Origin of the sequence: Staphylococcus sp. HMSC062H10 (genome assembly GCF_001836945.1) — a bacterium.
In the GTDB taxonomy this organism is placed as follows: domain Bacteria; phylum Bacillota; class Bacilli; order Staphylococcales; family Staphylococcaceae; genus Staphylococcus; species Staphylococcus aureus.
In genome coordinates, this window is record NZ_KV830972.1 from 39929 (window position 1) to 53683 (window position 13755).

Here is a 13755-nt window from a genome sequence, read left to right on the forward strand (position 1 = left end):
GTTGTAGTAACAACTCCTAATTGTATATTATCAACTGATAATCATTATCAATTGATTACTTGTATTGTACATTGAAATGGTAGTTAATTGCAACGTTATTTTATAAAAAAATAACCTATGTTATAGATTATGGAATATCTATGACATAGGTTAAATAAAATTTAAAATAAAAAATATATTAAGTTATGAGTGTGACGAAGATTTATTTAGATTCTTTTCTTTTGAAAAGTAACAAAGATAATGAACCTAAAAGGGCAAGTGTTGCGAAGGCAACTGTGCTAATAAAGTTATCAACTGAAGTTAAACCAGTTTTTGGTAATTCTTTAGCTTTAGATGCTTGTTTAGGCGTTTCGTTTTGTTTTGTAACTTTGTTAGTTTGTTGTGATTTATTGTCACTTACAGCTTGATTGTTGCTTTCAGATTTCGCTGTTGCAACATCTTTAACAGGTGTTTGAACTTTATTTTGTTCTTGAGCTGTTTGTGTTGTTTTCACTGTACGAGCACTATGTGTTTGACTTTGATCTTTTGTAGCTTCAGTACTTACAACTTTTGTAGTTTGTGTGTTTTCAGCTTTGCTTGGTGCAGTTACAGCAGGTTTAACTTTTTCAACTTTAGGTTGAACAGGTTTCGTTTGCTCAGTAGGTGTTTTAGGTTGAGCAGGTTTTGGTTGAACCGGTTTAACATTGTTTGGTTTTGCTGCGTCAGCTAATGTAGGAATTGCTTTTTCAAATTCTAAATGCGTAGTATATCTATGATTGTAATTAATTTGAGGTACGACAATATGTACTTTTGTAGTTAAACTCTTATACCCAGGTTCAACAGCAACGTTGATTGTTCTAGTGTCAGCTTTTTTATCATCGTTAACAACAGTTGTTGCTAATTCTTGATTGTTTACATTGTAAAATTTGTATTCTTTCCAGAATGATGCGTTGTTCAATACAGCTTGGAAATAATATTTATTATTTTGTTTAATTACTTTACCAGGGTGTTGCATATAGTTATCCATGTGTGACTTCTCTGAAGAGCCATCTTTTTGCACTTGGAAATTAATTGGTTGTGATGTTGCTTGAGAAACTTGTGTGCTTTGATTATTAGTTGCGTTCGTAGCTTCTGTTGCCGCATTGACTTGTTGGCTGTCTGCGCCTATGTATACAAGGGAACCTAAAATGATAGATGCTGTACCCATTGTAATCTTTTTCATAGCTGATGAACGTTGTTCTGATTGATACTTACTGTTTAAATAATGTTTTGTCATGTTGTTTTCCTCCTAAGGATACAAATTATGTGTTGTTATATGAGATGATTAACCATTGCAATTGATAATGGTTATCAATTATACTAGCACATCTATTTTCGTATAACAATAATAAATTGATTATAAAATAAATATTGACAATGATAATCATTATTATTTATGATTTCAGTAAAGACTTAAAAGCAATCATAAAAAGGAGGATTATGTTATGAAAAATATTTTAAAAGTTTTTAATACAATGATTTTAGCGTTAATTATCATCATCGCGACATTCAGTAATTCTGCAAATGCCGCGGATAGTGGCACTTTGAATTATGAGGTTTACAAATACAATACCAATGACACGTCGATTGCTAATGACTATTTTAATAAACCGGCAAAGTACATTAAGAAAAATGGTAAATTGTATGTTCAAATTACTGTAAACCACAGTCATTGGATTACAGGAATGAGTATCGAAGGACATAAAGAAAGAATTATTAGTAAAAATACTGCCAAAGATGAACGAACTTCTGAATTTGAAGTAAGTAAGCTAAACGGTAAAGTAGATGGGAAAATTGATGTTTATATCGATGAAAAAGTGAACGGAAAACCTTTCAAATATGACCATCATTACAATATTACATATAAATTTAATGGACCAACTGATGTAGCAGGTGCTAATGCACCAGGTAAAGATGATAAAAATTCTGCTTCAGGTAGTGACAAAGGATCTGATGGAGCGACTACTGGTCAAAGTGAATCTAACAGTTCGAATAAAGACAAAGTAGAAAATCCACAAACAAATGCTGGTACACCTGCATATATATATGCAATACCAGTTGCATCCTTAGCATTATTAATCGCAATCACATTGTTTGTTAGAAAAAAATCTAAAGGCAATGTGGAATAATGAGAAATGTTAAACAAATTGCTACAAAATCTATTATAGCTATTATTAGCTTAGGTATTCTTACATATACAACAATGATTGGTAGCGTGTTGGCTGATGAGATAAAATATCCATCAGCCAAATTTAATCAACCTGAAGCAAAAGATAAAACAGAATTAACTTCATCAATTTTTGATGAAAAGATAAAAGAGAATAAAGCGTTAGATTTACTAATTTTTAATCAAGAAAATAAAAATGTAACTGAGGAACAACAACTAGTTGATGAAAAGGCGCAATTGATTTCAGATATGACTGGTAAAATTTACTTGCAAGTAAAACTAAAAGGTAAAATTGATAAAGAACAACTTGTTTTTCAAAATGACAAAAATGAAGAATTTCCTTTTGTTATAAAAGATGAAAAGGATGACACAATAGTAAGAATTTTAATTGAACAGCATATGGATAAAATCAATATGCATGTTAAAACGTTGGTTGAAAAGAAAGATCTAGATAACAAAGAAATGGTGTATTCTATTCATTTTAAAGAGAAAAAAGTACAACATGACGATGCAAAAGAAGTGCCTTCAAAACATCAAAATCAAGAAAATAATCAAGATCAGCTTAAAAAAGATATTGATGACAAAAAAGATAGTCAAAAATCAGACATTAAGGAAAGACGTACTAGCCTTTTTACTGAAAAAGGATTAAATGATATTCCTGTACAAAAAGATAAAGTGCAACAAAACAGTAATAAAAAGATTGAAAACGAGCGACCTAAAGCATCAAGTACATTAAGAGTTGAAAATAGCTCTCCAACAGTAAAAAAGGTTGAAAATAATCACAAAGAGCAACCGAAACATAAAGATGAAAAATCAAAAAAGGAAAAGAAAAAAGTAGTTGAAAAAGAAAAAGCGTTACCAGCTTTTAATAGAGATGATGATAGCAAGAATAGTAGTCAATTATCTAGTGATATTAAAGAACTTGATGAACCAAATCATAAAAAGCAATATATGTTATTTGCAGCTGGCATTGTGTTAGCAACCATTTTACTTATTTCGGCACATTTATACAGCAGAAAGAGAGGTAACCAAGTTTGAGAATCATAAAGTATTTAACCATTTTAGTGATAAGCGTCGTTATCTTAACTAGCTGTCAATCTTCCAGTTCTCAAGAATCAACTAAATCCGGCGAATTCAGAATCGTACCAACAACTGTTGCATTGACAATGACATTGGACAAATTGGATTTGCCAATTGTCGGCAAACCCACGTCATATAAGACATTGCCTAATCGTTATAAAGATGTACCGGAAATTGGTCAACCAATGGAGCCGAACGTTGAAGCTGTTAAAAAGTTAAAACCAACACATGTTTTGAGTGTGTCAACGATTAAAGATGAAATGCAACCATTTTACAAACAATTAAATATGAAAGGCTACTTTTATGATTTTGATAGTTTAAAAGGGATGCAAAAGTCGATTACACAATTAGGTGATCAATTTAATCGTAAAGCACAAGCAAAAGAATTAAATGACCATTTAAATTCTGTAAAGCAAAAAATTGAAAATAAAGCAGCTAAACAAAAGAAACATCCCAAAGTATTAATATTAATGGGTGTACCTGGTAGCTATTTAGTAGCAACTGATAAATCGTATATTGGTGATTTAGTTAAAATAGCAGGTGGAGAAAATGTTATTAAAGTGAAAGATCGTCAATATATTTCGTCTAATACTGAAAATTTGTTGAATATCAATCCAGATATTATTTTACGATTACCACACGGAATGCCTGAAGAAGTTAAGAAAATGTTTCAAAAAGAATTTAAACAAAATGATATTTGGAAACATTTTAAAGCTGTGAAAAATAATCATGTTTATGACTTAGAGGAAGTGCCATTCGGTATTACAGCAAATGTTGATGCTGATAAGGCAATGACTCAATTATATGATTTATTTTATAAGGATAAAAAATAGTGAGTTGATATGATGATAAAAAATAACAAGAAACTACTATTTTTATGTTTGTTAGTCATTTTAATCGCAACAGCTTATATTTCGTTTGTAACCGGTACAATTAAATTGTCATTTAATGACCTAATTACAAAATTTACAACTGGTAGCAATGAAGCAGTGGATTCAATCATTGATTTGCGATTACCACGTATATTAATTGCATTGATGGTTGGCGCAATGTTAGCAGTTTCTGGAGCATTATTACAAGCAGCACTACAAAATCCTTTGGCAGAGGCGAATATCATTGGCGTTTCATCAGGTGCACTTATAATGAGAGCACTTTGTATGTTGTTTATTCCACAATTGTACTTTTACTTACCATTATTAAGTTTTATTGGTGGTTTAATACCATTTTTAATAATTATATTGTTGCATTCTAAATTTAGATTCAATGCTGTAAGTATGATATTAGTAGGCGTTGCGTTATTCGTATTATTAAATGGTGTTTTAGAAATTTTAACTCAAAACCCTTTAATGAAAATTCCTCAAGGCTTAACAATGAAAATATGGAGCGACGTATACATATTAGCAGTATCAGCATTATTGGGATTAATATTAACATTACTATTGTCTCCTAAATTGAATTTACTAAATTTAGATGACGTACAAGCGAGAAGTATCGGTTTTAATATTGATCGTTACAGATGGCTAACAGGTTTATTAGCAGTATTTTTAGCAAGTGCAACTGTTGCGATTGTTGGACAACTAGCCTTTTTAGGTATTATTGTGCCACATGTGGTTAGAAAGCTAATTGGGGGCAATTACAGAGTACTTATTCCGTTTTCTACAGTTATTGGTGCATGGCTATTGTTAGTGGCTGATTTATTAGGACGAGTGATACAGCCTCCTTTAGAAATTCCAGCCAATGCTATTTTAATGATTGTCGGTGGTCCAATGCTAATTTACTTAATTTGTCAAAGTCAACGAAATCGAATATAAAACGGTACAACAACTGGTTTAGTAGTGACTGAAGAAACGTCGTTAATAAAAGAGGATTTTTATGAGAATAAAGCGATTTTTAACTATTGTACAAATTTTATTGGTTGTAATTATTATCATTTTTGGTTACAAAATTGTTCAAACATATATGGAAGACAAGCAAGAACGCGCAAATTATGAGAAATTACAACAAAAATTTCAAATGCTGATGAGCAAACATCAAGCACATGTGAGACCACAATTTGAATCACTTGAAAAAATCAATAAAGACATTGTTGGATGGATAAAATTATCAGGAACATCATTAAATTATCCAGTACTACAAGGTAAGACAAATCATGATTATTTAAATTTAGATTTTGAGCGAGAACATCGACGTAAAGGTAGTATTTTTATGGATTTTAGAAATGAATTGAAGAATTTAAATCATAATACTATTATATACGGACACCATGTCGGTGATAATACGATGTTTGATGTGTTAGAAGATTATTTAAAGCAATCATTTTATGAAAAACACAAGATAATTGAATTTGACAATAAATATGGTAAATATCAATTGCAAGTATTTAGTGCATATAAAACTACTACTAAAGATAATTACATACGTACAGATTTTGAAAATGATCAAGATTATCAACAATTTTTAGATGAGACAAAACGTAAATCTGTGATTAATTCAGATGTTAATGTAACGGTAAAAGATAAAATAATGACTTTATCAACGTGCGAAGATGCATATAGTGAAACAACGAAAAGAATTGTTGTTGTCGCAAAAATAATTAAGGTAAGTTAAACAGAAAAGAGGATAATTATGAAATTTATGGCGGAAAATAGGCTGACGTTAACAAAAGGAACAGCAAAAGATATTATAGAACGATTTTACACGAGACATGGGATTGAAACATTAGAAGGCTTTGATGGCATGTTTGTAACACAAACTTTAGAACAAGAAGATTTTGATGAAGTGAAAATTTTAACAGTTTGGAAATCAAAACAAGCTTTTACGGATTGGTTAAAATCTGATGTCTTTAAAGCAGCACATAAACATGTTAGAAGTAAAAATGAAGATGAAAGTAGCCCGATTATCAATAACAAAGTAATTACATATGATATAGGCTATAGTTACATGAAATAATTGAATTTAAAGAGGTTGCAGTACTTGTTATGACAATTGGTATTGTTAACTTTTGTAACGACCATACATGATACTGATGATGGTCGTTTTTTTTAATGAACACAAACATGCTAACAACAAATTGCTAAAACGTAGTTTGATTTGAATGTGTTTTGAAAATAATCATCAATTATATGATTTTGATTTATTTTGAAGAAGAAAAGAATTAATAATGATATTTTGGGGCGTATGATTTATAGTAGTAGTATCGATAAAAGAAATTTATACAATTTGAAATAATATGAGTGATAAAATCGATTAATTAATATTAACTATACAATCAAATGTTTTCATCTTATTAATGATTAATATTTTTATTTTTAAAAATAAAGTGAGGAGCTATCTATGGAACAAATTACTTCTGCACAAAATAATAGAATTAAACAAGCGAACAAGCTAAAAAAGAAACGTGAAAGGGATAAAACTGGATTAGCTTTAATTGAAGGTGTGCATTTAATTGAAGAAGCTTATCAAAGTGAGATTGTAATTACACAATTATTTGCCATTGAACCGGCAAGATTAGATCAGCAAATTATCGCATACGCGCAAGAAGTTTTTGAAATAAACATGAAAGTTGCTGAATCTTTATCAGGTACAGTGACACCACAAGGGTTTTTCGCAATCATTGAGAAGCCACAATATGATATTTCTAAAGCACAACAAGTATTGCTTATCGATCGTGTTCAAGATCCTGGAAATTTAGGCACATTAATTAGAACTGCGGATGCTGCTGGAATGGATGCTGTAATAATGGAGAAGGGTACGACAGATCCTTATCAAGATAAAGTGTTGCGAGCGAGTCAAGGTAGTGTTTTTCATTTGCCAGTTATGACACAAGATCTCGATACGTTTATTACTCAATTTAATGGTCCTGTTTATGGTACAGCACTTGAAAACGCAGTGGCATATAAAGAAGTTACTTCAAGTGATTCTTTTGCATTACTATTAGGTAATGAGGGAGAAGGTGTTAACCCTGAATTATTAGCACATACTACACAAAATTTAATCATACCTATTTATGGTAAAGCTGAAAGTTTAAATGTAGCGATTGCAGGTAGTATTTTACTTTATCATTTGAAAGGTTGACCATGTTGAAAGTTTTCCGATATAATTATAATTAATTGTTTAACAGAACATTTCTACGTGATTGCATACACAATTGAATATAAACCAATAAAAAGGCATGGACATTTATATAAATAATTGTTTTAGGGAGAATAATCGTGACTGCAAGTTATTCCAATTATTTAAAGTCTTTTCACCTTTTTGGTTACTTAAAGAGATTTAAGTCGGAAAGACAATCCGTTATCAATATTAAACAAGTGTATGCTTAGGCATAAATTTGGGTGGTACCACGGAAATGACTTTCGTCCCTTATTTTTAAGAGGATGAAAGTCATTTTTTAGTTAAACAACAAATATGATAAACAGAAAATGAAGAGTTCGAATAGGGAGGTCAGTGACATATGTCTGAACAACAAACTATGTCAGAGTTAAAACAACAAGCGCTTGTAGATATTAATGAAGCAAATGATGAACGTGCACTGCAAGAAGTTAAAGTGAAATACTTAGGTAAAAAAGGGTCAGTTAGCGGACTAATGAAATTGATGAAGGATTTGCCGAATGAAGAGAAACCTGCATTTGGTCAAAAAGTGAATGAATTGCGTCAAACAATTCAAAATGAATTAGATGAAAGACAACAGATGTTAGTTAAAGAAAAATTAAATAAGCAATTGGCTGAAGAAACAATTGATGTATCATTACCAGGTCGTCATATTGAAATCGGTTCAAAGCATCCATTAACACGTACAATAGAAGAAATTGAAGACTTATTCTTAGGTTTAGGTTATGAAATTGTGAATGGATATGAAGTTGAACAAGATCATTATAACTTCGAAATGCTGAATTTGCCTAAATCACACCCTGCACGTGATATGCAAGATAGTTTCTATATTACAGATGAAATTTTATTACGTACGCATACATCACCAGTGCAAGCACGTACGATGGAATCACGTCATGGTCAAGGTCCAGTTAAAATTATTTGCCCTGGTAAAGTGTATCGTCGTGACTCTGATGATGCGACACATAGTCATCAATTTACACAAATTGAAGGATTAGTTGTTGATAAAAACGTTAAAATGAGTGATTTGAAAGGTACTTTAGAATTGTTAGCTAAGAAATTATTTGGTGCTGATCGTGAAATTCGTTTACGTCCAAGTTACTTCCCATTCACTGAACCTTCTGTTGAAGTTGATGTGTCATGTTTTAAATGTAAAGGAAAAGGTTGTAATGTGTGTAAACACACAGGATGGATTGAAATTTTAGGTGCTGGAATGGTACATCCTAATGTATTAGAAATGGCTGGTTTTGATTCTTCAGAGTACTCTGGATTTGCATTTGGAATGGGACCAGACCGTATTGCAATGTTGAAATATGGTATAGAAGATATTCGTCATTTCTATACTAATGATGTGAGATTTTTAGATCAATTTAAAGCGGTAGAAGATAGAGGTGACATGTAATGTTGATATCAAATGAATGGTTGAAAGAATATGTAACAATCGATGATTCTGTAAGTAATTTGGCAGAACGTATTACGCGCACAGGTATTGAAGTGGATGATTTAATTGACTACACAAAAGATATCAAAAATTTAGTTGTCGGCTTCGTTAAGTCAAAAGAGAAACATCCTGATGCTGATAAATTAAATGTTTGCCAAGTTGATATCGGAGAAGACGAACCTGTACAAATCGTATGTGGTGCACCGAACGTTGATGCAGGACAATATGTCATTGTTGCTAAAGTAGGTGGAAGATTGCCTGGTGGTATTAAAATTAAACGTGCCAAATTACGCGGTGAACGTTCAGAAGGTATGATTTGTTCGTTACAAGAAATTGGTATTTCAAGTAATTATATACCGAAAAGTTTTGAATCAGGCATTTATGTATTTAGTGAATCCCAAGTTCCAGGAACAGATGCCTTACAAGCTTTATATTTAGATGATCAAGTAATGGAATTTGATTTAACGCCGAATCGTGCTGATGCCTTAAGTATGATAGGTACTGCTTATGAAGTTGCAGCATTATATAATACAAAAATGACTAAGCCAGAGACAACATCAAATGAGCTTGAGTTATCTGCAAATGATGAACTAACTGTGACAATTGAAAATGAAGATAAAGTACCATATTATAGTGCACGTGTTGTTCACGACGTGACAATTGAACCCTCGCCAATTTGGATGCAAGCACGCTTAATAAAAGCAGGTATACGTCCTATTAATAATGTTGTCGACATTTCAAATTATGTGTTATTAGAATACGGTCAACCATTGCACATGTTTGATCAAGATGCGATTGGTTCACAACAAATTGTTGTTCGTCAAGCTAATGAAGGCGAAAAAATGACAACATTAGATGATACAGAACGTGAATTATTAACGAGCGATATTGTCATTACTAATGGACAAACTCCAATTGCATTAGCTGGTGTTATGGGTGGCGATTTTTCAGAGGTTAAAGAACATACATCAAATATAGTTATTGAAGGTGCTATTTTTGATTCTGTTTCCATTCGTCATACATCAAGACGTTTAAATTTACGCAGTGAATCATCTAGTCGTTTTGAAAAAGGAATAGCTACTGAATTTGTAGATGAAGCAGTCGACCGTGCATGTTATTTATTACAAACTTATGCAAACGGAAAAGTGCTAAAAGATAGAGTATCTTCAGGAGAACTTGGTGCATTTATTACACCAATCGACATCACTGCTGATAAAATTAATCGCACTATTGGATTTGATTTGTCACAAAATGATATTGTTACTATTTTTAATCAACTAGGGTTTGATACAGAAATAAATGATGATGTTATTACGGTGCAAGTACCATCACGTCGTAAAGATATTACAATTAAAGAAGATTTAATTGAAGAAGTTGCACGTATATATGGATACGACGATATTCCATCAACGTTACCTGTCTTCGAAAAAGTTACTAGTGGTCAGCTAACTGATCGCCAATATAAAACGAGAATGGTTAAAGAAGTGTTAGAAGGTGCTGGATTAGACCAAGCTATTACGTATTCGTTAGTTTCTAAAGAAGATGCTACTGCATTTGCGATGCAACAGCGTCAAACAATTGATTTATTGATGCCAATGAGTGAAGCGCATGCGTCATTACGTCAAAGTTTATTACCACATTTAATCGAAGCGGCATCATATAATGTGGCACGCAAAAATAAAGATGTAAAATTATTTGAAATCGGCAATGTCTTCTTTGCTAATGGTGAAGGTGAACTACCAGATCAAGTTGAATATTTAAGTGGTATTTTAACTGGAGATTATGTAGTCAATCAATGGCAAGGTAAGAAAGAAACGGTTGATTTCTATTTAGCAAAAGGTGTCGTGGATCGAGTAGCTGAAAAGTTAAACCTTGAATTCAGTTATCGTCGTGCTGATATTGATGGATTACACCCAGGTCGTACAGCTGAAATCTTATTAGAGAATAAAGTTGTTGGTTTTATTGGTGAATTACATCCAACATTAGCAGCTGATAATGATTTAAAACGTACGTATGTTTTTGAGTTGAATTTTGATGCATTAATGGCTGTGTCGGTAGGTTACATTAATTACCAGCCAATTCCGAGATTCCCAGGCATGTCTCGTGACATTGCATTAGAAGTAAATCAAAATATTCCAGCAGCTGATTTATTATCAACGATTCATGCACACGGTGGTAATATATTAAAAGATACACTTGTCTTTGATGTATATCAGGGCGAACATTTAGAAAAAGGTAAAAAATCAATTGCAATACGTTTGAATTATTTAGACACAGAAGAAACATTGACAGATGAACGCGTTTCAAAAGTACAAGCGGAAATTGAAGCAGCATTAATTAAACAAGGTGCTGTTATTAGATAATGATTTAAACCCCATGTATTAGGATATCTGAAGTAGATTGATATCCTTAACATGGGGTTTTATTTTTGGATTCACCTATTAGGTTCCGATTCATTTAAAAAGTCAAAGAGAAACAGTGGAATACAGATGATGGATTGCATCACTGCATATAAAGTCATACATTTGAGTAAAGCAAATTAGTATGACTCACCTAATAGGATCACCTATTAGGTTCCATTTCATTTATAAATCAAAGAGGAACAGCAGAATACAGATGATGCTTCGCACAACTGCATATAAAGTCATACTTATGAGCAAAGCAAATTAGTATGACTTACCTAATAGAATCACCTATTAGGATTTCCTATTAGGATCCATTTCATTTATAAATCAAAGAGGCACAGCGGATTACAGTTGATGCTTTGCACAACTGCATAAAAGCCTCTAATGATTATAAATCAAAGAGGCTTTAAAATTTTTTGGGCTTTTTCACGATTTTTAAAATGCTTTTTTGAAATGGTATCTAAACGTGAAATACCGTATTTTTTTATAATTTTGGCGGCGATTACATCGACTTTAGCACCGGCACCTTTAGGAATTGTCATATTAATATTTTTTGATATTTGATCCATATATGTAACAAATGCGTATCTAGAAATTATGCTTGCCACTGCAATGGCTAATGACTTCGATTCTCCTTTTGTTTCAAATTTTGTTTTCTTTGGAAGTGGTATATCGGATAATGCATAATGGCTATACACTTCGCGTTTTGCGAACTGGTCAATCACAATATAATCCAATTGAGACGAATCAATTTTTTCAAGGACATTCTTAATTGCTTCATTATGAAGAACAGCTTTCATTTTGACTTGAGTCCAGCCTTTTGCTTGCTGAATATTATATTTTTCATTGTGTAGTGTTAATAGTGAATGTGGGATGAAAGTAACCAATTGCTCAGCAAGATCTACAATTTTGGTATCAGTTAATTTTTTTGAATCATCTACACCCAAAGTTTTTAAAATAGGGACATGCTCTTTGGTAACGAAAGCAGCACATACAGTCAATGGACCAAAGTAATCGCCACTTCCAGCTTCATCACTACCAATACAGTTAAATTGATCATACATTAAAGTTTGTTCAAGAAAAGAATTAGCCATATTTTTCTTTTTAGTTTTATTAGTATTCAATTGAGAATTCTGCGGTAGAAGTTCTTGAGACACAGCTTCTGCATGATTACCTTGAAACATGACTTTACCTGATTGGTAAATATTTACGGTTGTATTTTGATACTTTGCACGTGCTTTCATACCTTGAGGTAAATTCTCAGTATCAAAAGAAATGCGTGACATTAATGTCGTTATGTCTTTATCCGACAATTTAAAAACGATATTCGCCATTTGTGTAAATCCTTTCATATAATTTCATTATCATTAGCAAAAATAATCATATCATAAATGATAATAACGTCAGAAACATTTATATATGTTGTAAAGAATTAATTGCGGATACTTACAAAATACATAGTGGTCATGTATAATGTTTATGAAAATGTTATAGTGACACAATTTAAACATGATAAAGTATTGAATAGAAAATTCTTTACATTATTTCATTTCATTATAAAAAGAACATTAAGTCATCTATAGAGATTGTGTTGTTGTTTTATCATAATTGCAATATAACAATATTAGTATCAAATTCAGATAAACTATCCAGTCATATTTTATAACGTGAATTTAGATTTTAAAAAAAGGATCAGGAGAAATTATAAATGGCACAGTTTAAAAACAAGGTAAATGTATCAATTAATGATCAGCTTTTTACAATTGTTGGGGAAGATAACCCAGAGCACATACGATATGTAGCACATTTAGTTGATGGTAAAATAAAAGAATTAGGGTATAAAGCAGCAGGTTTAGATACTTCAAGAAAAGCAATACTAACTGCAGTGAATATTATGCATGAAAAAGTACTACTAGAAGAAGAAAATCGACGTTTGAAACAACAAATTCACAAATTGCAGCAGCGTGAGCAATAAATGATCATTGATTTTATCATAATCATTTTCTTTGTGTATTTTGTCATCGTTGGATTCAGACGAGGTTTTTGGTTATCTATGATACATTTGAGTGCAACGATTGTATCATTGGGGATTGCCAGTCAATTTTACAAATCTATTGTAGAAAGATTAATTGTATTTATTCCATATCCTAAAACAACAGCATTTAATACAACTTTTGCGTTTCATTTTAATCATCTACAACATCGATTTGAAGCGATTGTAGCTTTTTTAATGATTACATTGTTTTGTAAGTTCATTTTATATCTAATTATCGTAACTTTTGATAAAATAATAGCGTATCAAAACATTCATATTTTCAGTCGTGCAATGGGAATGATAGTTGGTGTGTTTATGACGATAATTGTCTTACACTTTACATTATATCTATTGGCATTATATCCTAACGAAGCATTACAACATCAGCTTAAAATATCTATTGTGAGTCATTCATTGATTTTTCACATCCCATATTTATCGGCTTTCACCATTAATTTATAAATTATCATAAGAGGTCAGGACAAAGGTATATATTAAT

The 13755-nt window shown here is 31.6% G+C and carries 12 protein-coding genes and 2 pseudogenes; 12 read left to right on the forward strand and 2 right to left on the reverse strand.

What is annotated here, in order from left to right:
- Window positions 1-202: 202 nt before the first annotated feature.
- Window positions 203-1255 (reverse strand): LPXTG-anchored heme-scavenging protein IsdA, encoded by a 1053-nt coding sequence (gene isdA, locus HMPREF2658_RS02855; protein WP_070854193.1) that lies wholly within the window; start codon window positions 1253-1255, stop codon window positions 203-205.
- 208 nt (window positions 1256-1463) lie between these two features.
- Between isdA and isdC the strand changes: the two genes are divergently transcribed.
- The 10 genes and pseudogenes from isdC (at window position 1464) to pheT (ending at window position 11179) form a co-directional block, all read left to right on the forward strand.
- On the forward strand, window positions 1464-2147 hold the full coding sequence (gene isdC / locus HMPREF2658_RS02860; protein ID WP_000789809.1) for a heme uptake protein IsdC: 684 nt from the start codon (window positions 1464-1466) through the stop codon (window positions 2145-2147).
- Entirely contained in the window at window positions 2147-3223 is a 1077-nt protein-coding gene (gene isdD, locus HMPREF2658_RS02865) for an iron-regulated surface determinant protein IsdD (RefSeq protein ID WP_001246691.1), read from the forward strand. Before isdC ends, isdD begins: the two co-directional genes overlap by 1 nt.
- The gene (isdE, locus tag HMPREF2658_RS02870) at window positions 3220-4098 is read left to right on the forward strand and encodes a heme ABC transporter substrate-binding protein IsdE (protein ID WP_001220199.1); all 879 of its coding nucleotides are present in this window, start codon (window positions 3220-3222) and stop codon (window positions 4096-4098) included. Before isdD ends, isdE begins: the two co-directional genes overlap by 4 nt.
- A 12-nt stretch (window positions 4099-4110) precedes the next feature.
- Window positions 4111-5076, forward strand: a complete 966-nt coding sequence (gene isdF / locus HMPREF2658_RS02875; RefSeq protein ID WP_000594626.1) for a hemin ABC transporter permease protein IsdF — start codon at window positions 4111-4113, stop codon at window positions 5074-5076.
- A 61-nt stretch (window positions 5077-5137) separates the two neighbouring features.
- On the forward strand, window positions 5138-5872 hold the full coding sequence (gene srtB, locus HMPREF2658_RS02880; RefSeq protein WP_001220701.1) for a class B sortase: 735 nt from the start codon (window positions 5138-5140) through the stop codon (window positions 5870-5872).
- Between the two features lie 18 nt (window positions 5873-5890).
- Window positions 5891-6214 (forward strand): staphylobilin-forming heme oxygenase IsdG, encoded by a 324-nt coding sequence (gene isdG / locus HMPREF2658_RS02885; protein ID WP_000670950.1) that lies wholly within the window; start codon window positions 5891-5893, stop codon window positions 6212-6214.
- Window positions 6215-6250: 36 nt separating this feature from the next.
- Window positions 6251-6359: pseudogene (locus HMPREF2658_RS02890) on the forward strand (hypothetical protein).
- Window positions 6360-6598: 239 nt separating this feature from the next.
- Window positions 6599-7339, forward strand: coding sequence for a TrmH family RNA methyltransferase (locus HMPREF2658_RS02895; protein ID WP_000435367.1), 741 nt, complete (start codon window positions 6599-6601; stop codon window positions 7337-7339).
- Between the two features lie 379 nt (window positions 7340-7718).
- A complete protein-coding gene (pheS, locus tag HMPREF2658_RS02900; RefSeq protein ID WP_000003566.1) occupies window positions 7719-8777 on the forward strand; it encodes a phenylalanine--tRNA ligase subunit alpha in 1059 nt (352 codons plus the stop codon).
- Complete coding sequence (gene pheT, locus HMPREF2658_RS02905) at window positions 8777-11179, forward strand: phenylalanine--tRNA ligase subunit beta (protein WP_000908991.1); 2403 nt, start codon at window positions 8777-8779, stop codon at window positions 11177-11179. The genes pheS and pheT overlap by 1 nt, the downstream gene beginning before the upstream one ends.
- A 437-nt stretch (window positions 11180-11616) precedes the next feature.
- Here the strand turns inward: pheT and rnhC are convergent, their stop codons facing one another.
- A complete protein-coding gene (gene rnhC / locus HMPREF2658_RS02910) occupies window positions 11617-12555 on the reverse strand; it encodes a ribonuclease HIII (protein ID WP_001284272.1) in 939 nt (312 codons plus the stop codon).
- 374 nt (window positions 12556-12929) lie between these two features.
- Between rnhC and zapA the strand changes: the two are divergent.
- Both zapA and HMPREF2658_RS02920 read left to right on the forward strand, forming a co-directional pair.
- Window positions 12930-13189: pseudogene (gene zapA / locus HMPREF2658_RS02915) on the forward strand (cell division protein ZapA).
- A gap of 7 nt (window positions 13190-13196) precedes the next feature.
- The gene (locus tag HMPREF2658_RS02920; protein ID WP_000582580.1) at window positions 13197-13718 is read left to right on the forward strand and encodes a CvpA family protein; all 522 of its coding nucleotides are present in this window, start codon (window positions 13197-13199) and stop codon (window positions 13716-13718) included.
- Window positions 13719-13755: the final 37 nt, after the last annotated feature.

What these genes read in the sequence shown, in the direction of transcription:
- srtB (WP_001220701.1), top strand. Translation starts at nt 5,138, where the DNA reads ATGAGAATAAAGCGATTTTTAACTATTGTACAAATTTTATTGGTTGTA.
- isdD (WP_001246691.1), top strand. Translation starts at nt 2,147, where the DNA reads ATGAGAAATGTTAAACAAATTGCTACAAAATCTATTATAGCTATTATT.
- rnhC (WP_001284272.1), bottom strand. Translation starts at nt 12,555, where the DNA reads ATGGCGAATATCGTTTTTAAATTGTCGGATAAAGACATAACGACATTA.
- isdC (WP_000789809.1), top strand. Translation starts at nt 1,464, where the DNA reads ATGAAAAATATTTTAAAAGTTTTTAATACAATGATTTTAGCGTTAATT.
- isdA (WP_070854193.1), bottom strand. Translation starts at nt 1,255, where the DNA reads ATGACAAAACATTATTTAAACAGTAAGTATCAATCAGAACAACGTTCA.
- HMPREF2658_RS02895 (WP_000435367.1), top strand. Translation starts at nt 6,599, where the DNA reads ATGGAACAAATTACTTCTGCACAAAATAATAGAATTAAACAAGCGAAC.
- HMPREF2658_RS02920 (WP_000582580.1), top strand. Translation starts at nt 13,197, where the DNA reads ATGATCATTGATTTTATCATAATCATTTTCTTTGTGTATTTTGTCATC.
- isdF (WP_000594626.1), top strand. Translation starts at nt 4,111, where the DNA reads ATGATAAAAAATAACAAGAAACTACTATTTTTATGTTTGTTAGTCATT.
- isdG (WP_000670950.1), top strand. Translation starts at nt 5,891, where the DNA reads ATGAAATTTATGGCGGAAAATAGGCTGACGTTAACAAAAGGAACAGCA.
- pheT (WP_000908991.1), top strand. Translation starts at nt 8,777, where the DNA reads ATGTTGATATCAAATGAATGGTTGAAAGAATATGTAACAATCGATGAT.
- pheS (WP_000003566.1), top strand. Translation starts at nt 7,719, where the DNA reads ATGTCTGAACAACAAACTATGTCAGAGTTAAAACAACAAGCGCTTGTA.